Raw genomic sequence first — 24,334 nt, forward strand, 5'->3', positions numbered from 1 at the left:
CCTATGAACCGCAAGTATAACCATCTCTATGCTATTCCTTATTATCTCTGGCTAGGTCTCTTCGTTATTTTACCCTTGGTCTTAGTTTTGGGTTCTTCCTTCTTTGATATTCATGGGAACTTTACCTTGGCCAACTATGCTGAGTATTTTTCTTCTATTAACTATATCAAGATGACTATGAACTCCTTTATCTATGCTGGGCTCTTGACCATAATTACGCTAGCTCTTAGCTATCCTATGGCCTATCTGCTTAGCAAAACAAAGCACCGTCAGCTCTGGATGCTTTTGGTCTTGCTGCCAACCTGGATTAACCTCTTGCTTAAGGCTTATGCCTTCATCGGCCTCTTGAGTCAGACTGGCTCAGTCAACCAATTCCTGACCTTTATGGGGATTGGACCTAAGCAGTTACTCTTTACCGATGCGGCCTTTCTCTTGGTAGCTGGTTATATCGAATTGCCATTTATGATTATGCCTATTTATAACTCTATTACGGAGATTCCACATTCCTTGATGGAAGCATCTTCAGACTTAGGGGCCTCAAAATGGGCGACCCTTCGTCGCGTTGTCTTCCCACTGTCTATGCCCGGCGTGCGTTCAGGGATTCAGGCGGTCTTTATTCCGTCCTTGTCCCTCTTCATGTTGACTCGTCTCATTGGTGGGAACCGGGTCATTACCTTGGGGACAGCCGTTGAACAACACTTCATGGTCACTCAGAACCGAGGCATGGGTTCCACCATTGGGGTCGTCCTCATGGTGCTCATGGTGCTAGTCATGTACTTAACCCGCGACCGTAAGGATAAGGGGGCTATGACTCATGAATAAGATTTTTAAGTTTTCTAACCTATATCTCTGGTTTATGTTCGCCGTTCTCTACTTGCCAATTTTCTATTTGATTTTCTACTCCTTTAATGCAGGAGGGGATATGAATAGTTTTACTGGCTTTACTTTAAACCACTATACCAAGGTCTTTGGCGATACCCGTCTTATGATTTTTATTCTCAACACCTTCATTTTAGCCCTCTTATCAGCCTTGTTGGCAACAGCCATTGGGACTTTAGGGGCAATCATGATTTACTATTTGAGACAGAAATCCAAACGTCAGTTAGTACTAAACCTTAACAATATTCTGATGGTAACGCCTGACGTTATGATTGGGGCAAGTTTCCTCATTCTCTTCAGCCTCTTGGCCATTCAATTAGGTTTCTTCAGTGTTCTCTTGGCTCACATTGCCTTTAACGTCCCAATTGTGGTCCTTATGGTGCTACCGCGTCTCTATGAAATGAATGATACCATGGTGACCGCTGCTCAGGACTTAGGGGCTAACTACTTCCAAGTCTTGACTCGAGTAGTCTTGCCAAGCATCGCGTCAGGGATTATGGCCGGTTTCTTCATGGCCTTTACCTATTCTCTGGATGACTTTGCAGTCACCTTCTTCTTGGCAGGGAATGGTTTCTCAACCTTATCAGTTGAAATCTACTCGCGTGCACGTCGCGGTATTAGCCTTGAAATCAACGCTATCTCTACTTTGATGTTTATCATGAGTTTGATTTTGGTAATCGGTTATTACTTCATCCAAACAGGGGAACAACGCCGACTCAATCGTATGGCTAAGGCACAGAAGGGAGGCCGTCGCCGTGCGTAAGATTGTTCAAGGGATTCTAGCGATTCTGGCTATTAGTGCTGTCCTCTTCGGTGTTCGGTATCAGTTGGAACATGCAGAGGGCTATACCGGTGACAAGGTCATTAACTTCTATAACTGGGGCGATTATATCGACCCAGAACTACTCAAGGAATTTGAGGCCGAGACAGGCTACAAGGTCATCTATGAGACCTTCGATTCTAACGAGGCCATGATGGCTAAAATCCGTCAAGGTGGGACTCCTTATGATATCACGGTTCCTAGTGAGTACATGATTCAGGAAATGATGAAGGACGGCATGGTCTTGCCTTTGGATCACAGTAAGCTAAGCAACCTACAGCACTTGGATCAACGTTTCTTGAACCTAGACTTCGACCCGGATAACAAGTATTCTGTTCCTTACTTCTGGGGCACCCTTGGAATTGTGTATGACACCAGCAAATACAGCGAAGAAGACTTCCAGTCATGGAATGATCTCTGGCGACCAGAATTGCGTAATGACATTCTGATTTATGATGGCGCACGTGAGGTAATGGGAATTGGCCTCCAATCCTTGGGCTACTCCCTCAATGAAACGGATGACCTAGCGCTTGAGTTGGCGACAGTTAAGCTCAAGCAATTAATGCCAAACATCCGGGCTATGGTGTCGGATGAGATTAAGATGTACCTATCTCAAGGTGAAGCGGGCGTCGGTATTACCTTTTCGGGGGAAGCCAAGACTGCCTTGGAACGTAATCCTAAGTTAGCTTATACAGTACCTAAGGAAGGTTCCAACATCTGGTTTGATAATATTGTTATTCCTAAAACAGCGCGCAATGTAGAAGGTGCCTATGCCTTGATTAACTTCCTCTTGCGCCCCGATGTGGCAGCACGTAATGCCGAGTATATTGGTTACGCAACTCCCAACAAGACTGCGATGGAGCAGTTACCTGAAGATGTAACGCAAGACACGGCTTTCTACCCTGACGATGAGCTCATTGCTCGCTTAGAAGTATATAAGGGCTTGGGGCAAGCCAAACTTGTTGAATACAATGACCATTTCTTAGAGGTCAAGATTGAGGCTAAATAGTGAAAACCAGATTATCGACTCAAATTTTGAGCTTTTTGGTGGTCGGTGGCCTCTCGACACTCATTGACTTTGCTATCGTCTATGGTCTCAATGGTATCCTGGGCTGGCATTATCAGTTAGCAGTCCTCATCGCCTTTGTCCTAGCTACCATCTTCAATTACTGGGCAAGCATGCGTTTCACCTTCGAAAGCAAGTTTAGCCCGGAACAAAAACATCAAGAGTTTTTGCTCTTTCTAATCTTAAGCTTACTGGGTTTAGCTCTTACAGCTGGACTCATGTGGGTGGCAGTCGATGCCATGCATTGGCCGGTCATGCCAGCTAAGGTGGCGGTGACAGCTATTGTCATGGTCTTCAACTTCCTGACTCGCAAACTCTTGCTAGAAAAATAAAGTATCAAGCTGACATCTCAGGATGTCAGCTTTTTTTGTGGGGGAAAGGCTAGGGATTAAGCATACTAAGTTAGTATTTGCGCTAGATGATAATAAAAGTCCTTTTTGTAGATCTATATATAATGAAATACCAATCTAAATTATCACAGTAATTAGCTTCAAATCCCTATAATATAGGATATCTAGCGTATAAGCACGGTAAGGAATATGTGTTTTATATTGTTTTCATTATAGAGTTGATGGTATACTATAGAAATAATAAGTCAGACCCTCCCTTATTTTGTATGAAGATTTGCAAGCCAAGACTTAGTCAGCTCAGACTAGCTCGCTAGCTCTTCCAAGAGGGACGAGGTCTAAGTAGCGATTGCGGAGGCTGGGGGGACCTAGCTTCTTTTTGTATATCGCTCCTTATCTTCTCTTCAAGGAGATGGCCGACTAGCTGCTTTTCGTGCGGCCAGTTTGGTTCTTATATTAGTTCAAAGGAATGACGCAGCATGTCCATGATTCTCTCTCTTTATCTGACCCTTATGCCAGTCATATTGGCAGGTATTGCTAATATGATATTTTGTAAATCTTCCCTATTAGACTCAGTCAACCAACCCATTGATGCTGGACGCCTACTAGGGGACGGTCGTCGTCTTTTTGGGGCCAATAAGACTTGGAAAGGATTCTGGGGGATGGTGTTCTGGGGCTTACTTGCTCAATTAGTTTGGTCCTATTTTCTGGCGAGTCAGCCGGATTTAGAGAAACTTCATTTGATTTATGCTCATTATCCGAATAAGCTAGCGACTAACTTTCCGCTGGGGATACTCTTGGGTTTGGCCTATGTGGTTTTTGAATTACCTAATTCTTATCTCAAGCGTCGCCTAGATATTTCACCGGGTAAAACCGCTGAGGATGCTTGGAAGTATCCCTTTATTTTGCTGGATCAGATTGATTCCTTAATCGGGATTCTCTTGGTCTTGCACCTTTATATTTCCTTAAATTGGGCACAAATCATTGGCCTATTGCTTGTAGGGACATTGACCCACTTAGGAGTTAATCGTCTACTATATCTAGCGAAATTAAGGCAAAATCGATTATAGGAGTAATAAGATGGATACACTCTACCAAGCCAAACAGACCCCAAGCTATGGGGGGAAAATTAATCATCTTTTGAGTTTGAGGCAGCTCAATCTTCCAGTGCCAAATGGACTTATTCTATCAGCCGAGCAAGTTATGACCTGGCTAGCTGATTGCTGGCCGGAATTAGCTAGCCCAAGACTAGATTGGGAAAAGTGGCTCAAGTTAGATCGAAAAGTGGCGCAAGACCAGTTAGAAAGTCAGAATCTGCCTGCTAAATGGGAGGCAGCTATGGAGATTTTTATAGAGGACGGTAAAACCTATATTGTTCGCAGTAGTGCTCTCTTGGAGGACCAGTCGACAACTTCTTTTGCCGGTCAATATGACTCGATATCAGATTGCCAGACCATGTCATCAATTGCAGCTGGGATTAAAGCTTGCATCTTGTCATTACTTAAACCTCAAGCCCTTGCTTATTGGCATCGGCAAGAGAAATCCTGGCAGGACTTTGGCTTAGCCATTTTAATCCAGGAGCAATGTCAGCCTGATTATAGTGGGGTCTACTTCACCTTGAACCCTGAATCCAATCAAGACCAAGAGATGCTGATTGAGTATGTAGCGGGAGCGGGAGAGCAGTTAGTCAGTGGTCGCGTGAATCCAAAGCGATTAAGCTTAGCCTGGTATGAGCCGGATTTGAAGCAAGCTGCAGCCAGTGGTCTATCTCAAGCCCTACTGGCCAGACTTCATGAACAAGCCATGCTTATTAGCGCCCACTTTGGTCGCCCTATGGATGTTGAGTGGTGTGCCTGCGGTGACCAAGTCTATCTAGTTCAGGCTCGCCCTATGACGACGCTGCCTACTCGAGTCAGCCAAGGGCGTTGGACGACAGCTAATTTTCGCGATGGCGGTGTGGCAGCCCAATCCTGCCCTAATCTCATGTGGAGTCTCTACTTTGATGCTTGGCAAGAGTCCTTGTCGAGCTTCTTGGAGGCCATTGACTTAGCCCCTAGTGGTCCTATGCCGGACTTGATGCGCCGGCACCATGCTCGTCCCTACTGGAATTTAGGGGTAGTCAAAGTAGCCATGCAGCAAATTCCTGGTTACATTGAACGGGATTTCGATGATGAGCTAGGGGTTAATAAGGATTACGAGGGTAGAGGATACCGAAGTCAGTTAAGTTTGGGTCTTCTGACACGCTTCATCAAGGTGGCTTGGAAGACACAAAGCCTTACCAAAAAGTTCATGAAAGCAGCTCCTGAAAACTTAACTAATTTACAGGACAACTTTAAGCAGCTAGAGTCCGAGATTGCAATCCTAAGTTACGAAACGCCCTTGGAACAAGTTGAGACCCTCTGGCGTCAAGTCGTCTTAGACTGCTACAGGAAAACGGAGCAGACTTATTTCTGGCAAGCCTACATCAATACGGTCCAACTCTCCATGCAAAAGACACGGCTACTCAAATGGTTAAGCCAAGACCAGTTCTTTCAATTGATTGCAGACCTAGGTAATATTTCCCATACCCAGCCTTTAGAAGAAATGCTAGCCTTAGCTAGTATGATTCGAAGTCGGCCTCTGATAAAAAACGATTGGACGCAGCAAACAGTGCCAGGCTTATTAGAACTTGCACAGCAGGAAGGGCAGCGGGATGATTTTAAGGCCTTAGCTGATTTTATGGCTAAGTTTGGCCATCATTCAAGGCGGGAACTGGACTTGAGAGTGCCGAGTTATATGGAAGAACCTAAACAAATTTTTGAACTAATCCAACGCCTAGTTCTTGACGATGTCTATTATGATAAGGCGCAAAAGTCTCTGGTCAGACAGCATAAGGATCAAGGGCTACCTAGTGGCCTGACAGGACGTCAAAGCCGCAAGATTAAGGAGATTGCTACCTCCTTACGTCACTTATTGTGGTGGCGAGAAGAATTTAAGGATTGCTCAACGCATGCCTACCACCTGATTCGGCAAGTTAGTCTAGCTTTGGGTCGAGCCTATCTTAAACAAGGCTACCTAGAGCAAGTGGAGGATATCTTCTATCTGACCAAATGGGATCTCTTAGCCTTCATGAATGACAAAGATAGAAGTATTGACATACAGCAACTAGTCAACCAAGATCGCCATTATTGCCAGTCCTATGATAAATGTCAGGCGCTAGGAGATTTAACAGAAGGTAATTTCCAACCGCTCCCACAAGGCAGTCGAGAGGCTTACTTGAGTGGTATGCCTGCTAGCAGTGGTCAGGTCACGGGGCGAGTGCGCGTGATTTTAGACTTGGCAGATATAGCTAGCATTCAACCGGGTGAGATTTTAGTGACAGCTTATACCGATACGGGTTGGAGCTATGTCTTTGGCATCTTGGGAGGCCTGATTACGGAGACGGGCGGGGTACTCTGTCATGCCTCCATTGTGGCCCGTGAATGTGGTATTCCGGCTCTGGTTTGTGTCCAAGAAGCAAGCAAGAGGCTCAAAACGGGCATGCTAGTCACGCTAGATGCAGAGAAAGGAAAGATTCATCTACATGAAGATTAAAAACTATTTGATTGGAGAGTATGATAAGTCGGTCATACTTACTTACTTGGGAGCAACCTTTGCTTTAGTAGCTATCTATTGGATCTTACAAGGGCAGGTCCGGCTGGCCATGATGGCCTTTATCCTTAGTGGAATTTGTGATCTCTTCGACGGCGTAGTGGCTAGACGCTTACCACGGACACCTGAACAGGAACGTTTTGGCATTGAAATTGATTCACTCTGCGACATGATTAGCTTTGCTGCCTTGCCAGCTTTTCTTCTCATGTCTCAGCTGGCCCTTGGACCTGCCAATCTCTTGCCAGCTATTATCTATGTGCTAGCAGCCGTGACGCGCTTGGGGCACTTTAATCGCTTGGCCAAGCATGATGAGGGGAGTGGGCAATATTTTGTCGGGGTTCCCGTTACTTATGGCGCCTTGTGCTTTCCCTTAAGCTATCTATTAGGTCAATGGCTGGCGCCTGGACTCTATACTTGGCTTTGGTTGGGATTAGCCTTTCTCTTAAGCGGCCTATTCGTCTGGAATCAGCCCATTCCTAAGCCTAACAAGAAGGCTTATCTGGCTTTTGCCTTATTAGCGATTCTTAGTCTAATCGGGCTTTGGGTATTGCCTTATGGTTAAGGTCTACCAGCGTCAAAGTGGTCGGGTCATAGAGCCTGTGGTCTATCAAGAAGGCTTGGTTAATCGCCTCTACCAGACTAGATGGGGGCGATGGCTCCTCCCTCTGTTGACACGGCCTAGCATCTCCTATCTGCTGACCCTAAGTGATTACTTGCCTTGGTCAAAAGCTAAGGTAAGAAAGTTCCTAGAGACCTATGACCTGTCTCTGGCTGACTACCAAGAGGGGACCTATCCCCACTTTGCAGCCTTTTTCCAGCGGAAAATTCAGCCAGACTTACGCCCTGTCTGTCCAGAGGGGCAAGTGTTGGCCGTAGCCGACGCCAAATTACAAGTTTTTGATATTCATGAAGACTTAAGTTTGGTCTTAAAGGGCCAAAGATATGATTTGTCAGAATTATTGGAAGATGACCAACTAACGCGAGACTTCCAGGGTGGGCTAGCCTTAGTATTCCGTCTAGGGGTCGAAGACTTGCATCGCTATTTAGCCATTGAATCTGGGGTGATTACCCATCAAAAAAGCATCAAGGGCAGGTTGCATAGTGTGCGGGAAGTAGCCCAAGCCCAGCGATTGATTTATCGTGAGAATAGCCGGGATTACTGTCTTATTGAGACAGAAGAGGGGCCAGTTCTACAGATGGAAATTGGTGCGTTGCTAGTCGGTCGAATTCATAACCATCATCAAACTCATCTAGTCAGGGGCCAGGAGAAGGGCTACTTTGGCTTAGGTGGATCCACTATTGTGGTACTATATCCAGCTAATCGTATTGAGCTGGACCAAGATATTAGATATTACTCAGACTTAGGTATCGAAAGCCAGGTCAGAATGGGTGAAAGGATAGGTATTAAACATGTTTAAGCGTTTAGCGATTTATTATAAGGAAATGTTTCCTCTGGGGTCACGTTTTATCGTGGCAGCCATTATGTTTTTCGAGATTTATTTTGTCCTCTTGTTAAATGACGGGGTAACCAGCTTTAATTTCAACCATCAAGAATTGATTGGGATTTTCACCATTTTTGTATTCTTGATGATTTTACGTATTGCAGATGACTTCAAGGACTATGAGACCGATCAACGACTCTTCCCCCATCGAGCTTTGCCGTCAGGTCGGGTCAAGAAGAAGGATTTAGCTATCGCCTTAGCCTTTATCGTCACGGTCTCTGTTATTTTGAATATCTTCTTCATGAATAATATCTTTTGGTTCCTCTTCCTCTATATCTACGGAACCTTGATGTCTTTCTGGTTCTTTAAGCGAGATAAAATTCAGAATTCATTGCCTTTAGCCTTGGTGACCCATAATCCGGTCATGATGATTCTGAATCTCTATACTATTTCCTTCGTATGTTATAAATACAATCTGCCCCTATTGTCAGTTCCGACCGTCCTCTTGGCCTTCACCATGTACTTCCCAAGCTTGATTTGGGAAGTCTGTCGTAAGATTCGAGCACCAAAAGATGAGACAGAATATGTGACTTACTCCAAGCTCTTCGGTTATAAGAAGGCTACCCGTTTCATCGAAGTAGTCACTATTCTGGATATTATGACCAACTTCCTTCTGCTCTGGAATATTTCTCATGTAGGGGTCGTGGTCTTGGTTCTTAATGTTATCTGGATGACGGTTCAGTTTGAGCAGTTCATTAAGGACCCAACCCTCTTCAATATCCGGGAAAGAGTTGAGCGTTATACCTATATTACTGAGACCACCATGGTCGTCTCAGTAGCTGTCTACCTCTTGATGGGAGTCTTCTAATGAAACAAGTCTATGATCTCCAGAAAGTGGGAGGGAAAGCCTACCACCTTATGGAAATGACCAAAGCAGGGCTACCAGTACCTAGTTTTGCTGTCTTTGCCTTTGACTGTTTTGATCAAGCGGACAGCATGGATTTCCTGGCTAGTCAGGAAACAGCCTATCAGTCGGGTAATCTAAGTTTAGATCAGCTGAGTCAAGAACTACTGGCTTGGGCTAAAGAGAGTTTTGCTAAGGAAGATTTAAGTCCTGTGCTGAGCTGGGCCAAGCAAACTTTCCCATCTGGTCAGGTGCGTTTGGCAGTTCGTTCGTCTGCTAGCATTGAAGACGGTGCCGTCTCATCTTTTGCCGGGCAATTTGAAAGCCAGCTAGATGTCCCAATCGACCACTTACCCCAGTCTCTAGAGCATACTTTCTTGTCCCTCTATCAGGTATCCGCTCTGACCTATCTCTTCAAGCAAGGGATTAGCCTGCCAGAAGCTCAGATGAACTGTCTAGTTCAAGTCATGATTAAGGGAGATTTATCTGGTGTTTATTTTACAGCCAACCCTAAGGGAATTCTCAACGAGCACATTGTGGTTGTGGGACAGGGATTAGGTGATCAAATTGTAGAAGATAAGGTGCCTACTAGCATGGTGACTTATCATCCGGCAGATCAGCTATCCTATACGGAACAAGAGCCAGGCGCCCCAAGTTTAACAACTAGTCAATTAGGGGACCTAGAATCCTTAGCCCAGCAAGCCATGGCGCTTTTTGGCCCCTATCTGGATTTGGAGTTTACCTTCCAAGGAGACCGGCTCTACATCTTACAGGCTCGTCCCATTACTACTTTGCCACAAGGCAAGCAAATCATTCTGGATAATAGTAATATTGTGGAGAGCTATCCAGGTCTCTCTACACCCTTAACTATCAGTTTTATTCAAGAAGCCTATGCGAGTATATTCCGTGGCTTGGCTCAAAGGTTGGTGGGCAAGGAGGCAGCTGAATTGGCTGCCTATGAGCCGACCTTCCAGAATATGCTCTGTCCAGTCAATAGTCGAGTCTACTATCAAATTCAAAGTTGGTACCAGCTTCTGCAATTGTTGCCTTTCTCTAAAAAGATTATTCCTATCTGGCAAGATATGCTGGGTGTGAGGGAGACGGAAGTACCGGCCATGCCGGTCCATCTCTCGCCTTGGAAACGACTTAAGATTATGGGCCGAATCGTGCGTGAGTTTTTCACTGCGCCTAAGCAAATGGCCCAGCTAGAACAGGAATTCATCCGGATTCAAGCAGTCTTTCAAGAGCGCTTCTCGCCAGATGCGGATTTAGAGCAGTTGATAGCTCTAGTTGTACAGCTTAAGGATGAGATTCTAGCACATTGGGATATTACCTTGATTAATGATCTTTATGCCTTTGTCTATACGGGTTTATTGAAAAAGTCGCGTCATGGACAAGATGTTCAGGCAGAAATTGCCGGTATTGAACAGATTGAAAGTATGCGGCCGGCTCTAGCCCTTCAGGAATTAGTCGGGGAGCTCAAGGATCCCAAGAACCAAGCTCTTCGTCAGGCACTAGAAAATGAAGATGCAGCAGACTTTTTAAATCGACAAGATCCCTTAGTAGCCAAGATCCTAGATTTTATCCAAGAATTTGGTGACCGGGCACCCGAAGAACTGAAACTAGAAACACCGACCTTCCGTACCCATCCACAAGGCCTCTTATCCTTGCTGGTTCAAACGTGCCAGCAAGACGCTCCTGACCTAAAAGCCTCAAGTGCTGCAAGCAATCGACCAAGGAGTTGGTGGACGGGCTTTTTACGCCGTCGCGCTATGACTGGTGTTAAGTACCGAGAAAGCTCAAGACTAAATCGGACACGGATTTATGGGATGATGCGGATGATTTTTCGAGCCATTGGGGCGCAACTTGCCAAGCAAGGCTATTTAGAGGCAGAAGAAGACATCTTCTATCTGACCAAGGAAGAAATCTTTGAATTGGCCAGACAGCCACACTCAGTATCGGACCTGATTGCAGAAAGACGTGCCAAGCTAGCGGGTGACAGGACCTTACCAAACTTCAGCCGCTATGTTTTCTTGGGTCAAGTATTTGAGAAGTTTGTGCGATTTTCAGGGCAGGCACGTAGCCAATTGAGTCGGGCAGAACACCTTCAAGGGATTGGTTGCTCGTCTGGTCTAGTTAAGGGCCAAGTGCTAGTAGTGGACGATGTTCAAGCCATTGAATCTGCTCAAGGTAAGATTATGGTAACCAGAATGACAGATCCAGGGTGGGTCTATCTCTTAACTCAAGCCCAAGGGGTCATCGCTGAGCAAGGATCCCTCCTGTCTCATACAGCCATTATTTCGCGTGAGCTAGGCATTCCATCAGTTGTGAATGTGCGGGGTGCTACGCAATTGCTGAAAAGTGGGGATTGGATTGAGATGGATGGCTTAAGCGGCCAAGTAACCATTTTGGAGGAGGCGGACCATGCTGACCATTAAAGCTGTGCAGCCTCATTCGCCGGAGCTAGTCGACTTTCTAGCCTTGCCGCAGAAACTTTACGGAAAGGGGCACTTAATGCAGTCACCTGAAGAGGAAGAAAGTCTGATTAGTGGGACCCATCCACTTAGCCCGGAAATAGAAGTGAGAGCCTTTGTCGGTTACCAAGACCAGCAAGTTCAGATTCGAGGCTTGCTGACTTATTATCCAGTCGATGGCACTTGCTTCTTAGGCTATTTTGAGTCCTTAGATGATGTGGACACGGCCAAGCAGTTTATAGCTTACATAGCAAATCAGGCCCGCAACTTAGGGGCTGAAAAACTCATTGGCCCTGTTCAGGCTAGTTTTTGGTTAGGCTATCGCATGCAGCTATCTGGCCATGAGGACTTACCTTTTACTGGCGAGCCCCATCAGCCGGCTTATTACCCCAAGCTCTGGGAGGCAGCGGGATTCAAACTGATCGAAAGCTATCTGTCTAATTTCTATCCTAAGGTAAGTCCCACTACCCAGGAAGCAAAACTAGCTAAGCGTTATGAGGCTGCCTTAGCAGCAGGGATTAAGATTCGATCCCCCCACAAGTCGGATTGGACTGAGGTGTCCTTACAAGTCTTTGAACTCTTGAATCGACTTTACCGAGATTTTCCTATTTACCGTTCCTTGCAAGGGGCACAATTTAGTGCTATTTTCGAGAAGTATCGTTTTATTCTGGATTTTTCTATGGTTAAGTTGGCCTATCAGGAGGAAAAGCTAGTGGGTTTTCTGATTACCATGCCAGACTATGGAGCCTTGGTTTATCAAAAGTTAAATTTATTTACTATAGCCAAATTGCTTTGGATTAAGCATCGAGCCAAACGCTACATCATACTCTACCTAGGAGTAGATCCGCAGTATTTGGGTTTGGGGTCAGCACTGAGCTATCCAATTTTTAAGCAAGCTCAGGCCAGAGAGGCTTCTGCCGTTGGCGCCTTAATACATCAGCATACACTGACACGTCACTATGCTGCTGACTTACAGGGAACTAGCCATACTTATGGACTCTATCAACTCTTACTATAAAAAAAGCTCGCACTTGAGATAAGTGCGAGCTTTTTACATGGTTTTAAATAGAGGGACTAGGATTTCTGAGATTTAACGGTTTTCGTCACTAACCGCATCAATTGATGGGCAAAAGCCAAGTTCACCACCATGAAAATTAGCCCTAGCAAGGTCCAGATTAGGAGGCTTAGGAGGCTATAGTTCGTTTGATCGATTACTTGCTTGATAATCAAGATGCTGGGGAGAAGCAGCACTAGACTGCTAGCTAGGGCAGGAATATATTTTCTGATCAGGATGCTTTGGATCAGGTGGATGAGGAGATGCAGGCTGAAGGCTATAAAGGCTCCCAACCAGACCAGATAGTTAGCAAAATACAGGCTAGCGCCAGTGATGATAATCACCACTAGATACTCCTCTAAGACTGCCACTGCAAAGCCTGAAGGGGAAAAGTGTTCATAGGCAGCATCAATTCTAGGGTACTTGTCTAAAATCGCTTGATTTTTGTCCAACCATGGACCAAAACCAATGATTTCTTCCATCTCATGTAGCATAAAAATCACGGGAAACAACCACAAAAGATTTTCCATAATTTGCTACCTCCCTCAGCTTTTACATTTGCATTATAGCGCTTCAAGACCAGTATTTCAATCATACTGCATGTATAAAATAGACAGCCAGATGAGATTTTGGGTCGTAAGATGAGAATCGCATAAGATTAGTTGTTTTCTCATCAGATATGAGCTAAAATGTAAGGCTAAAGACTTGTTTCTGAGCACCGTTTGCGGTACACTATGCGTGAGAATACGTATACATAGAAAGAGAGAGAAATATTGTGACAGATTTAAATCCAAATCAGGCGGTGGGATTGGCTACCAAAGCAGTCAGAACGGTTGATTTTGATCAAGAATTTGCCTATGACGGACCTTTAGGTGCCTTCTACACACCACAATCAACACGTTTTATCGTTTGGGCACCAACGGCTAAGAGTGTGACCGTTGAAATTTATGAATCCAACCAGCCAGATAGCAACTTAGCTAGTGCTCACGTCATGCGACGTGGTGAACGCGGTACTTGGGTGATCGAGATTTTAGGGGACTTGCACTTAACTGCCTACACTTACCTATTAGACCATGGTTCATTAGGCCTTAAACGCAGCCAAGACCCTTATGCCATTGCGGCAGTGGTTAATGGTGACCGCAGTGTGGTGGTCAACCCATCAGCCACTCAAGTGGAGGGCTTTGACCGCATGCCGTCTTTTGGCAAGGCGACCGATGCTATTATCTACGAACTCAATGTCCGCGACTTCTCAGTAGCGGAAGATTCAGGCATTTCAGCCAAAGGTAAGTTTTTAGGACTTGCCGAAGCAGGCACTCATACCTCTAATGGCCAAATCACTGGCTTAGACTATCTTAAGTCGCTGGGCTTTACCCATTTGCAATTATTACCAATTTATGATTACGCGACAGTAGATGAGACAGAAGCCAAACCAACAGCCTACAACTGGGGCTATGATCCTAAGAACTACAATGTGCCAGAAGGCTCCTATGCGACGGATCCTTATAATCCGCTTAGCCGGATTTTAGAACTCAAGCAAACCATTAAGACCCTCCACGACAATGGTCTGCGCGTCATTATGGACGTGGTCTATAATCACGTTTATCAGTTTGACTTGCAAGCCTTCCAGAAGATTGTACCAGGTTATTTCTTCCGTTATGACCAGGCAGGTAACTTGTCTAATGGGACGGGGGTCGGCAACGATACCGCTTCTGAACGCTATATGATGCGCCGCTATATCTTGGATTCCATCCTTTACTGGACACGAGAATTCAAATTAGATGGCTTCCGCTTCGACTTAATGGGGATTCATGACGTTGAAACCATGTTGGCCGTACGTCAAGCCCTGAATGAAATTGATCCTTCCATTATCGTTTTAGGCGAGGGTTGGAACCTGGGGACTATGTTGCCTTATGAAGATAAGGCTGCCCAACACAATGCCTACCGTATGCCAGGAGTGGCTCACTTTAACGATTCCATTCGTAATGCCCTCAAAGGTGGTAACTTCAACAAGCAAGAAGGCGGCTATGTCAATGGACGTCCTGATTTAGAAAAGTTAGTGGCTCAGAACCTCTTAGTAGGGATTCCTAACTCGGCTTATGCTAGTCCAGACCAAGTCGTCCACTATGTTGAGGCCCACGATGACTTAACCCTTTATGACAAGTTGTGTTACACTCATCCGCATGATTCTGAAGAAGTTCGTGTTCGTCGAGCCTTAATGGCGACCAGTTTGGTCCTCTTGGCGCAAGGGATTCCCTTCATTCATGCTGGTCAAGAATTCTTAAGAACCAAGAGACTGATAGAGAATACCTACAATGCACCGGATGAAATCAACCAATTTGACTGGAACCGAGTAGCGGAACATCAAGACACGGTGGATTATGTCCGTGGCTTAATCAAGTTGCGTAAGAGCTTACCACTCTTCCGCCAAAACTCTTATGATGAAATTCTCAACTCCTTGGCTGTCTATCAGTTACATGATGGCGTCATTGCCTACCAATTGGAAGATGAGAATTCTGCTTATTTCGTTATGATTAATGCCAATGATTGGCGCATGCCAATTACTTATCTGCCACATGGTCTCTACCGCAAGGTAATCGTCGACTATACGGCACCATTGGAAGAAGGCCAAGTCTTCGACCTTAATGGTCACTACGAAATGCCAGGCCTGTCTGTGACCGTCTTGGAACGCGTTGAGAAGGCAGAATAAGCCTACAAATCAATCCGACCACTCAAGTGGTCGGATTTTTGTTTGTCAGCATGCAAAAAAGAGCCGCCAGAGCGACTCCAAAGATTCTTTAAGTTAGCCTTCTACAGGGAAGAGGTCTAGAATTTGACCAGTGTAAATATCGCAGACGAATTGATAGTGAACCAAATGTTCCCCTTCATAGCGGCTAATGCCCCCGATATAAACTTGAGGTTGGCTTTCTAATTCAGGGTATTCAACCGGAACGTAGTGAATCCAAGAGCCTTCAATTGGCCCTTGTTTAGCAAATTCAGCCTTAACTTCGGCTAGGACCCGGCTCGGGCGTTTAGGTTGGGATTCCAAGTAAAAGAGGGTCCCAGCCACGCCGACAATGGCGCCGGTTAAGAGTAGGAGGCCACCGATGAGGCCTTTACGTGGAGTAGATGACATAGTGTTTTTCCTTCTTTCATAGGCATGGTGCGCGCTCCATCAGGGAGCGGTAGGTGGGGGCGCACAGGCTTGTGCTCCGTACTCTTAGTGTAACACAAATTCGAGTACAATTCATTGATTTTACTAAGCGCTCGTGAGATAATAAAAAGAGTAAAATCTACCTATTTATAATGGCGAAGGAGGTAGCGGTGCAACCGCGACAGGCATGACATTACAAGGCTTTGACTTAATCAAACATCTGACCGAATTACAAGGGATTTCGGGCAATGAAGGGCAGGTTCGTCGCTTCTTGCAGGAAGAGTTGACACCCTTAGTTGATAAGATCGAAGTGTCTGGGATTGGCAACCTCTATGGGACTAAGTATGCCAAGGATCCAGAAGCACCACGTCTCATGCTGGCAGCTCATATGGATGAAGTGGGCTTTATGGTCCGTCAGATTACCTCGAATGGTCTCTTAACGGTGACACCTATTGGGGGCTGGAACCCTTATAGTATCTCAGCTCAACGCTATACCCTTCAAACCCGTAAGGGGGACTATGTCTGCATTTCATCATCTGTGGCCCCTCACTTATTACGGGGCAAGGATGGGTCGGCTAAGTCAGTGGCGCCTGAAGATATCCTATTTGATGCGGGCTTTACTTCCCGCGAAGAAGCCTTGGAATATGGCGTACGTCCTGGTGATTCTATTGTACCTAAGACAGAAACTGTCTGGACAGCCAACAAGCAAGCCCTAATCGGCAAGGCTTGGGATAACCGCTATGGCTGCGCTGTGATGTTAGAAGCCATGCGGGCAGTCAAGGACAAAGAGCTAGCGGCCACCATTATTGCGGGGGCTAACGCTCAAGAAGAAGGCGGTTTGCGTGGCGCCAAAGGGGCCGTTCATCGCTATCAACCAGATGCCTTTATTGCCGTAGACTGTTCGCCAGCCGATGATACGGATGGTAACAAGGACAAGTTTGGACAGTTAGGGGGTGGCTTCCTCTTGCGGGTGCAAGATCCAGGCCACATCACCCACCGTGGTATGCGTGAGTTCTTGCTGGATACAGCGGAAACCCACAAGATTCCATACCAATACTTCTTCTCCAAAGGTGGAACCGACGCGGGTGCCGCTCATGTCAGCAATGATGGGGTGCCTTCAGCTGTCATTGGGGTCTGCGCCCGTTACATTCACGGTCACCAAACCCTTTTCCGTATGGATGATTATGAGGCAGCCAAGGAAATGGTCATCAAAGTCCTAGAGACTTTCGACAAGACAACCTTAGCGACCATTCGCGCCAATGTCTAAGGACAGCTTAAATAGAATTGATATATCAGATAAGTAGACGAAAGGAAGAAAAGAAATCATATGTGGTTAGCATTCTATAATCCTGGAGGCGTCGGTGACGTGCTCCTTCTCACTAGTGGCCCAGTTTCTTCACACGAGATTGACCCAGATAGCAAAGGTCAGGTAACCGCCCTGCGCCATCATCAATCTCAAGCCATTGTGGGCTATAACCTCTTCGAAGTGGCAGACTTGAACTTGGCTGGAGAGGGTCCAGTGACCTTGACTTCTGAGCAAGTGGCTCAAGTCAATGCCCGTATTCAAGCTGCAGGCTTCGATCAAGCGGTTAGCTTTGATGCTTCACCACGCTTGGTCGTTGGTTATGTGGAAGAGTGTGTTGACCATCCAGATAGTGACCACTTACATATTACGCAAACACGTGTAGCGGCTGACACCGTCCTACAAATCGTCTGTGGGGCAGCCAATATTGAAGCCGGCCAAAAGGTCCTAGTGGCTCAACCAGGTGCCGTTATGCCAGATGGCTTGATTATTTGGCCAGGCCAATTACGTGGCGTTGACAGCAATGGTATGATTTGTTCTACACGCGAACTAGGTTTGGATGCCATTGAAAATAAACCAGGAATCTGGGTATTGAAAGATGACTTAGCAGTCGGCACACCACTTGAGCAAGTCATCGCCCACTACCAAGGCTAGTTAGCCATTTAGGTGATCAAACTAGCAGCATCAAGCAAGACCAGAAGATGAAAGGACGGTGGCTTATGAAGGACTACCAAGGACCTGCTTATCAGAAGCGGAATGTAAATTACGATAACCGACGTTTTAACCGGGAATCCCAATCGCCTTCAAGCAAGGGCGCCCCTTACAAATTCAAGTCTGCGCTAGAAGAGAAGCAAGAAACTAGTCGGGGCCATCGCCCTGTCTATCATCACGAGCAACCTTGGCGGGATCAACCGCAAAAGATGATTGATGCCAGTCAGACACCACCGCCAGCTACGACAGAGGAGCCATTGGAAGAGGCTGACTATCGGGTAGCCTACCGTGAGCGCCGCAATAGTAGCCCAAATCAGCGCTTTAATTCGGATTTGGTGCGGGAACGCATGATGTCAGAGCCAATCGAAGAGGAAAGTCCCGCGCCTAGCTATCGACCGGGTGAGGAGCTAAGACTGCCACAAACCCATTCTGACCGTTTGGATCGTGCCTATGTAGCACCTGCCGAGCGGCGACCTCAAAATGACTGGCCCAAGCCAGGCCAAACTAGCCGTCGACAGCAAGACCGCCAGGTTCTGGATGAATTTTTAGAAGCGCCGACTTCTCAGCGCTCACGCCAAGCTTGGCAAGCTAGCGCCCAAAGAGAGCGAGATCACCATGAGGCCAGCAGCCAACGGCAGGTTTCAGATGCCCAGGCTAAGTTCCAGTCTATTTTAGAGAACGGGCGAGATAGCCAGGAAGTGGCAAGACAGGCGCGGGCAGAACGTTTCCAACCTAAGGAACTACCTAAACCTTATCAGCCACCGCAATCGCAAGCTGTGACGGAAGTCGGGGTCTCTCGTGAGATTTTGGCCCGTATGCGTAAGGACAAGGACAGCTATTTATTATTTGAAGACTAGAAATTAATTGAGTGAAAGGACGTGTGTAGGTTGATTATGGACAAAGCAACAACCTATCATTTTGTGGGAATCAAAGGTTCAGGCATGAGTGCTCTCGCGCTTATCCTGGTAGGAGAAGGCTATAAGGTACAGGGGAGTGACGTAGGGAAGTACTTCTTCACCCAGCAAGGCTTAGAAGCTGCGGGTGTGCCTATGATGGAATTCTCGGCTGACAATATTCAACCTGGCCTGACCATCATCGCAGGCAATGCCTTCGGGGATGACCATGAAGAATTGGTGCGGGCACGCGAATTGGGCTTGCCAATCTACCGCTACCATCATTTCTTAGGTAAATTGATTAAGGGTTATACCAGTATTGCCGTTTCAGGCTGTCACGGTAAGACCTCTACCACAGGTCTTTTGGCGCATACCCTCAAGCACTTAGCCCCACTGTCTTACTTGATTGGGGATGGAACCGGTTGTGGGCAGGAGTCTGCCAAGTACTTTGGTCTAGAAGCCTGCGAGTATCGTCGTCACTTCCTGTCCTATGAACCAGATTATGCCATTATTACCAACGTGGATTTTGACCACCCTGATTACTTCACTTCGATTGAGGATGTCTTTTCAGCCTTCACTAGTTTTGCAGGCCAAACCACCAAAGCCGTGATTGCCTGCGGGGAGGATGCTTATCTACGCCAATTAGAAGCACCAGTTCCTGTTTACTACTATGGTTTTGACAGCAACTCTACTGTTTATGCAACCAATATTGAACGGACACAAGATGGATCTGACTTTGATGTGACCTTTGAAGGTAAGTTCTTAGGACGTTTCCATGTGCCGACCTATGGTAAGCACAATATCTTAAACGCTTTGGCGGTTATTACAGTCTTGACCCTTGAAGGTTTCCCGGCAGATGCCATCGCCCAAAACCTAGCGACCTTCACGGGCGTCAAACGTCGATTTAGCGTTAAGACGGTGGGGGATTTAACCATCATTGACGATTATGCCCACCATCCAAGCGAAATCAAGGCGACCATTGATGCAACCAAGCAACGCTATCCAGACAAACGCTGTATCGCAGTCTTCCAACCTCATACCTTTAGCCGGACAGTAGCCTTGCTTAACGAATTTGCTGAGTCACTTAACCTAGCAGACCAAGTCTATCTCTGCGACATCTTCAACTCTGCCCGCGAGCAAAGTGGGGAAGTTACTATTCAAGACTTGGCGGCCTTAATTGACCAAGAGGTGGAGATTATTTCAAGCGAGCATCTGTCTCCACTTATGCAGTATAAGGACGATGTCATTGTCTTTATGGGCGCGGGTGATGTGGATAAGATTGCCCAACGCTTTGAAAAAGAATATGCCCGCCTACATCCAAATGTCCTCTAAGACTCACTTGGCGGCTAAGACCTAACACTCAATACAAGTCATCACGATCAGCCATTCTTAGCGGCTTGTCCTAAGGGATGCTGCTGGACTGGCTGATTTACTTTGCTTCAGGCTATTAGAGTCTAGGAGCTTATCATTAACACTTAAGGAGGCGCCCCATGACCCAGCGCAAAATTTTACTGATTGATGGAAGCAGTTTGGCCTATCGGGCCTTCTTCTCCATTTTGGATATCGAACGATTCAAGAATAAGGCAGGCCTACATACTAATGCCTTGTTTAGCTTTAACCGCATGCTGGATGGGGTTTTAGACCAATTTAAGCCCACCCATGTCTTGGTGGCGTTCGATAAATCTGGTCATACCTTTCGGACGGAACAATACCCAGAATATAAGGCAGGACGCCAAAAAACACCGGGCGAGTTCCGCGAACAACTGCCTTATTTCCGGGTGCTCTTGGATGCCTATGGCATCAAGTACTACGAATTACTCCACTATGAAGCGGACGATATCCTAGGCACCCTGGCTAAGGTGGCAGATCCAGACGACCAGGTCATGATTGTGTCGGGGGACAAGGACTTAACCCAATTAGCCAGCGACCAGGTGACAGTCTATATCACCAAAAAAGGCGTAAGCGAGCTAGAGCCTTACACGCCAGCCAGCATTTGGGACAAGTACCAGCTGACGCCTGAACAGATTATTGACCTCAAGGGACTGATGGGCGATAGCTCGGATAATTATCCGGGCATTGAGCGGGTAGGGGAGAAGACCGCCCTTAAGTTGCTCCATCAATTTGGGACGGTCGAAGGCCTCTATCAAGGCCTGGATCAACTCAAGCCTTCCAAGATGAAGGAAAACATTATCCGCGACGAAGCTAATGCCCGCCTCAGTAAGTCACTGGCCCGCATTGTCCAAGATGCGCCACTGGAAATCACCCTCGATGATTGCCAACTGGGACAACGTGACCTAGCTCAATTAAGTGAATTTTATGTCCAAATGGATTTCCGTAGCTTCCTAGCCCAGCTGCATCAAGGAGCAGAAGTCGTCGCTAGTCAAGAAACGACTCGCTATCCTGTTACCTGGTTGGAGTCAATTGAAGATGACCATGTCAAGGCAGCTGGTGCCTTCTATCTGGAGACGCTCAGCGAGAATTATCACTTTGCACCAGTCTTGGCGGTAGCATGGACCCAAGGCGACCAGGCTTATGCCACAAGTGGCCAAGTCGCCTTTGCTAGCTCAGCCTTCAGAAAATGGTTAGAAGATGGGGATCTTCCTAAGATCAGCGCAGACCTCAAGCGAGACAGCATCTTGCTGGACCATCAAGGCCTGACACTGGCGGGTGTGACCTTCGACGTGGGCTTGGCGGCCTATCTGGTTGATGTCGAGAAGATTAAGGATCTAACTAGCCTGGCCACCTATCTAGACTTGGGCATCCAAGTCCAGTTGGATGAAGTAGTCTATGGCAAGGGTGTCAAACAAGCTCTGCCAGACAATGAGCGTTTGGCTCAACACTTGGCCGACAAGGTTTCACTTTTGGACCAGGCCGTAGCTCCCTTGACCCAACAACTGGATGATCTGGGCATGACTCAGCTCTACCAAGACATGGAATTCCCCCTAGCTCAAGTCTTGACGGATATGGAGAAAAGAGGGGTAGCGGTTGATGTGGACACTCTGGATCAGATGAATGACTTGCTCTTAGCACGCTTAGAAGAATTAGAGGCCGAAATTCAAACATTAGCAGGACAAGCCTTCAATCCTAATTCGCCTAAACAGTTGGGTGAAATCCTCTTCGAACGCTTAGGCTTGCCGGTCATTAAGAAGACCAAGACCGGCTACTCGACAGCAGCCGATGTCCTAGAAAAACTCAAGGACGCCCATCCCATTGTGGCAGCTCTACTGACCTATCGCCAGCTAGCTAAGCTTCAGGGAACCTATTTGGCTGGCTTGCCTAAGTTTATTCAAGCCGATGGCAAGATTCACACCCGCTTCGTCCAAACCCTGACCCAGACCGGTCGCTTATCCAGTGCGGATCCTAACTTGCAGAATATTCCCATTCGGATGGAAGAAGGTCGCAAGATTCGTCAGGCCTTTGTGCCGTCTGAACCAGGCTGGCAACTTTTTGGCGCCGACTATTCGCAAATCGAGTTGCGGGTGCTGGCCCATATTTCAGGTGATCCGCACATGAAGCAAGCCTTCTTGGAGGGGCAAGACATCCATGCGGCGACTGCACGACGAGTCTTTGGCCTTTCGGATGATGCGGTGGTGGACAGTGACATGCGGCGCCAAGCCAAGGCGGTTAACTTTGGGATTGTCTATGGTATTAGTGACTACGGCCTGTCCCAGAACTTGGACATGCCGCGTAAGGAAGCCAAAGCCTTTATCGACCGCTACTTGGCCGAATATCCAGGTATCTCGACCTTTATGCAGGAGATTGTGGCTCAAGCCAAGAAAGATGGCTATGTCAGCACCTTGTGGGGCCGGCGACGTGCCTTACCAGATATCTATTCCAGCAACTTTAACCTGCGTTCCTTTGCAGAGCGGACGGCCATGAATACGCCAATTCAAGGAACAGCCGCCGATATTATTAAGGTAGCCATGGTGGCCTTAGACCAGGCCATTCGTCAACGCGGCCTCCAGGCGCGTCTGCTCTTACAGGTGCACGATGAGTTGATTTTAGAAGCACCTCAAGACGAAATCGCCATTTTAGAAGACTTGGTACCGGAAGTTATGGAGGGCGCTGTTAGCCTATCAGTACCACTCAAGGTAGAGGCAGCCAGTGGTAGCAACTGGTATCAACTAAAATAAGGCCTAGGCTCCTTAGAGAGCCCGGCCTAGAAAGGAAGTGACTTATGCCAGAATTACCCGAAGTAGAAACGGTACGGCGTGGCCTGACTAGTTTGATTGAGGGCAAGACCATTGCGGAGGTTCAAGTTTTCTGGCCTAAGCTAATTGACTTAAGGCCCCAAGAGACATTGGCTCAGTGGCAAGACTACTTGCGAGGTCAGACCATCCAAGCAGTGGGGCGGCGGGGCAAGTACTTATGGCTGGATTTTGGTTCTCAGGTGCTAGTTTTTCATTTGCGAATGGAAGGTAAGTGCCATGTCTACCCACCAGGTCAGGAGCCTAAGACCAAGCCCAAACATGTGCATCTGATCATGACTTTTAAGGACGGCAGTCATTTCCATTATGAAGATGTCCGCAAGTTTGGACGTTTCTCTTATATGGCCAAGGACCAATTAGAAAGCTATTTTGCCAGCAAGAAGTTAGGACCCGAGCCTACTCAAGAAGCCTTTGACTTGGCTCATTTTCGGGCTCAGTTAGCGTCTTCTAAACGGGCACTTAAGCCCCTCTTGCTGGACCAGACCCTGGTGGCTGGTTTAGGCAATATTTATGTGGATGAAGTCTGCTTTAAGGCGCGGATTCATCCGCAAAGACCGGCCTGCGACCTTACCGTCCATGAGGTCAAACGCCTGCATGCCGCTATTATTGAGATTTTGGCGGCGGCGGTGCTGGCGGGGGGTTCTACCATTCGGACCTATCGCAATTCCTTGGGAGCAGCGGGAACCTATCAGGAGTCCTTGGCAGTCTATGGCCGAGTAGATGAGCCCTGTGAACGTTGTGGCCGCCTAATCCATAAGGTCCAATTGGGCGGAAGAGGGACCCATTTCTGCCCTCATTGTCAATCAGCCCGCCTCAAGCATCCGCTAGGAGGGAAATGCCATGCTTAGAATTGGTTTAACAGGAGGGATTGCCACGGGTAAATCCACCGTGTCTAACTACTTGAAGGAACTTGCCTATCCACTTGTCGATGCGGATGTAATAGCCCGTCAGCTAGTGGCACCTGGCCAAGAGGGCCTGGAGCGCTTGGTGGTGCGATTTGGTAGGGGAATTCTTCATGAGTCAGGTGCCCTTAACCGCCAAGTCTTTGGTCAGCGTCTCTTCGGAGATGCCCGGTTGCGCCAGGAGGTGGATCAGCTTTTGCATCCACTCATTTATGAGGCCTTGGAGGCGGAGAGTCAGCGTCTGGCCCAAGCGGGAGCACAGCTTGCCTTTTTCGATATCCCCTTACTCTATGAGACAGGCTATGACCAAAAAATGGATCAGGTCTGGGTGGTTTATCTGCCTCATGACTTACAAGTCGAGCGGCTAATGGCCCGTAATGGCTGGAGCCAGGACCAAGCGGAGGCAGCCATTGCCAGCCAGGCATCTATTGAAACCAAACGCCAACGTGCAGATCTAGTCATCGATAATCAGGGAACCTTAGCGGCGACCTTTGCCCAGGTAGATCAGGCTTTAAGCCGTCTCTAGCTTGTTCCTCTGATAAGAATTCGT

General features: G+C 47.2%; 21 protein-coding genes. 19 read left to right on the forward strand and 2 right to left on the reverse strand.

Features of this window, described 5'->3' with window-relative positions:
- The first annotated feature begins 3 nt into the window (after positions 1–3).
- The 11 genes from HMPREF3093_RS08540 to HMPREF3093_RS08590 all read left to right on the forward strand — a co-directional run bounded on the left by HMPREF3093_RS08540 (position 4) and on the right by HMPREF3093_RS08590 (position 12,580).
- Positions 4–822, forward strand: a complete 819-nt coding sequence (locus HMPREF3093_RS08540) for an ABC transporter permease (protein ID WP_023391131.1) — start codon at positions 4–6, stop codon at positions 820–822.
- Positions 815–1,642: an ABC transporter permease gene (locus HMPREF3093_RS08545; RefSeq protein ID WP_070756557.1), complete on the forward strand. Its 828-nt coding sequence runs from the start codon at positions 815–817 to the stop codon at positions 1,640–1,642. Before HMPREF3093_RS08540 ends, HMPREF3093_RS08545 begins: the two co-directional genes overlap by 8 nt.
- Complete coding sequence (locus HMPREF3093_RS08550; protein WP_070756558.1) at positions 1,635–2,708, forward strand: ABC transporter substrate-binding protein; 1,074 nt, start codon at positions 1,635–1,637, stop codon at positions 2,706–2,708. Before HMPREF3093_RS08545 ends, HMPREF3093_RS08550 begins: the two co-directional genes overlap by 8 nt.
- On the forward strand, positions 2,708–3,097 hold the full coding sequence (locus tag HMPREF3093_RS08555) for a GtrA family protein (protein WP_180363300.1): 390 nt from the start codon (positions 2,708–2,710) through the stop codon (positions 3,095–3,097). The genes HMPREF3093_RS08550 and HMPREF3093_RS08555 overlap by 1 nt, the downstream gene beginning before the upstream one ends.
- A 494-nt stretch (positions 3,098–3,591) precedes the next feature.
- Entirely contained in the window at positions 3,592–4,182 is a 591-nt protein-coding gene (locus tag HMPREF3093_RS08560) for a CDP-archaeol synthase (protein WP_070756560.1), read from the forward strand.
- Positions 4,183–4,192: 10 nt separating this feature from the next.
- Positions 4,193–6,685, forward strand: coding sequence for a PEP/pyruvate-binding domain-containing protein (locus HMPREF3093_RS08565; RefSeq protein WP_070756561.1), 2,493 nt, complete (start codon positions 4,193–4,195; stop codon positions 6,683–6,685).
- Complete coding sequence (locus tag HMPREF3093_RS08570; RefSeq protein ID WP_070756562.1) at positions 6,675–7,304, forward strand: CDP-alcohol phosphatidyltransferase family protein; 630 nt, start codon at positions 6,675–6,677, stop codon at positions 7,302–7,304. Before HMPREF3093_RS08565 ends, HMPREF3093_RS08570 begins: the two co-directional genes overlap by 11 nt.
- Positions 7,297–8,160 (forward strand): phosphatidylserine decarboxylase, encoded by an 864-nt coding sequence (locus HMPREF3093_RS08575; protein ID WP_070756563.1) that lies wholly within the window; start codon positions 7,297–7,299, stop codon positions 8,158–8,160. Before HMPREF3093_RS08570 ends, HMPREF3093_RS08575 begins: the two co-directional genes overlap by 8 nt.
- Complete coding sequence (locus HMPREF3093_RS08580) at positions 8,153–9,052, forward strand: UbiA family prenyltransferase (RefSeq protein ID WP_070756564.1); 900 nt, start codon at positions 8,153–8,155, stop codon at positions 9,050–9,052. Before HMPREF3093_RS08575 ends, HMPREF3093_RS08580 begins: the two co-directional genes overlap by 8 nt.
- On the forward strand, positions 9,052–11,526 hold the full coding sequence (locus HMPREF3093_RS08585) for a phosphoenolpyruvate synthase (RefSeq protein ID WP_070756565.1): 2,475 nt from the start codon (positions 9,052–9,054) through the stop codon (positions 11,524–11,526). Before HMPREF3093_RS08580 ends, HMPREF3093_RS08585 begins: the two co-directional genes overlap by 1 nt.
- Entirely contained in the window at positions 11,513–12,580 is a 1,068-nt protein-coding gene (locus tag HMPREF3093_RS08590; RefSeq protein ID WP_070756566.1) for a hypothetical protein, read from the forward strand. Before HMPREF3093_RS08585 ends, HMPREF3093_RS08590 begins: the two co-directional genes overlap by 14 nt.
- Before the next feature lie 56 nt (positions 12,581–12,636).
- On the opposite strand, the gene HMPREF3093_RS08595 is transcribed toward HMPREF3093_RS08590, so the two are convergent.
- Entirely contained in the window at positions 12,637–13,146 is a 510-nt protein-coding gene (locus tag HMPREF3093_RS08595) for an HXXEE domain-containing protein (RefSeq protein ID WP_070756567.1), read from the reverse strand.
- A 245-nt stretch (positions 13,147–13,391) separates the two neighbouring features.
- Between HMPREF3093_RS08595 and pulA the strand changes: the two genes are divergently transcribed.
- On the forward strand, positions 13,392–15,323 hold the full coding sequence (gene pulA / locus HMPREF3093_RS08600) for a type I pullulanase (RefSeq protein WP_070756568.1): 1,932 nt from the start codon (positions 13,392–13,394) through the stop codon (positions 15,321–15,323).
- 93 nt (positions 15,324–15,416) lie between these two features.
- On the opposite strand, the gene HMPREF3093_RS08605 is transcribed toward pulA, so the two are convergent.
- The gene (locus tag HMPREF3093_RS08605) at positions 15,417–15,749 is read right to left on the reverse strand and encodes a hypothetical protein (RefSeq protein WP_070756569.1); all 333 of its coding nucleotides are present in this window, start codon (positions 15,747–15,749) and stop codon (positions 15,417–15,419) included.
- Positions 15,750–15,954: 205 nt separating this feature from the next.
- Between HMPREF3093_RS08605 and pepA the strand changes: the two genes are divergently transcribed.
- The 7 genes from pepA (at position 15,955) to coaE (ending at position 24,310) form a co-directional block, all read left to right on the forward strand.
- Entirely contained in the window at positions 15,955–17,034 is a 1,080-nt protein-coding gene (pepA, locus tag HMPREF3093_RS08610) for a glutamyl aminopeptidase (RefSeq protein ID WP_070756570.1), read from the forward strand.
- A 60-nt stretch (positions 17,035–17,094) separates the two neighbouring features.
- Positions 17,095–17,724, forward strand: a complete 630-nt coding sequence (gene ytpR, locus HMPREF3093_RS08615; RefSeq protein ID WP_070756571.1) for a YtpR family tRNA-binding protein — start codon at positions 17,095–17,097, stop codon at positions 17,722–17,724.
- Positions 17,725–17,789: 65 nt separating this feature from the next.
- On the forward strand, positions 17,790–18,638 hold the full coding sequence (locus HMPREF3093_RS08620) for a hypothetical protein (protein WP_070756572.1): 849 nt from the start codon (positions 17,790–17,792) through the stop codon (positions 18,636–18,638).
- Between the two features lie 36 nt (positions 18,639–18,674).
- Positions 18,675–20,006 (forward strand): UDP-N-acetylmuramate--L-alanine ligase, encoded by a 1,332-nt coding sequence (murC, locus tag HMPREF3093_RS08625; RefSeq protein ID WP_070756597.1) that lies wholly within the window; start codon positions 18,675–18,677, stop codon positions 20,004–20,006.
- A 158-nt stretch (positions 20,007–20,164) separates the two neighbouring features.
- The gene (polA, locus tag HMPREF3093_RS08630) at positions 20,165–22,807 is read left to right on the forward strand and encodes a DNA polymerase I (protein WP_070756573.1); all 2,643 of its coding nucleotides are present in this window, start codon (positions 20,165–20,167) and stop codon (positions 22,805–22,807) included.
- A 44-nt stretch (positions 22,808–22,851) separates the two neighbouring features.
- Complete coding sequence (gene mutM, locus HMPREF3093_RS08635; RefSeq protein WP_070756574.1) at positions 22,852–23,730, forward strand: DNA-formamidopyrimidine glycosylase; 879 nt, start codon at positions 22,852–22,854, stop codon at positions 23,728–23,730.
- Positions 23,723–24,310 carry a dephospho-CoA kinase gene (gene coaE / locus HMPREF3093_RS08640; RefSeq protein ID WP_070756575.1) on the forward strand — a complete coding sequence of 196 codons (588 nt, stop codon included), beginning with the start codon at positions 23,723–23,725 and terminating at the stop codon, positions 24,308–24,310. The genes mutM and coaE overlap by 8 nt, the downstream gene beginning before the upstream one ends.
- The last annotated feature ends 24 nt before the right edge of the window (positions 24,311–24,334 follow it).

Origin of the sequence: Abiotrophia sp. HMSC24B09, assembly GCF_001815865.1 — a bacterium.
Taxonomy (GTDB): Bacteria; Bacillota; Bacilli; order Lactobacillales; family Aerococcaceae; genus Abiotrophia.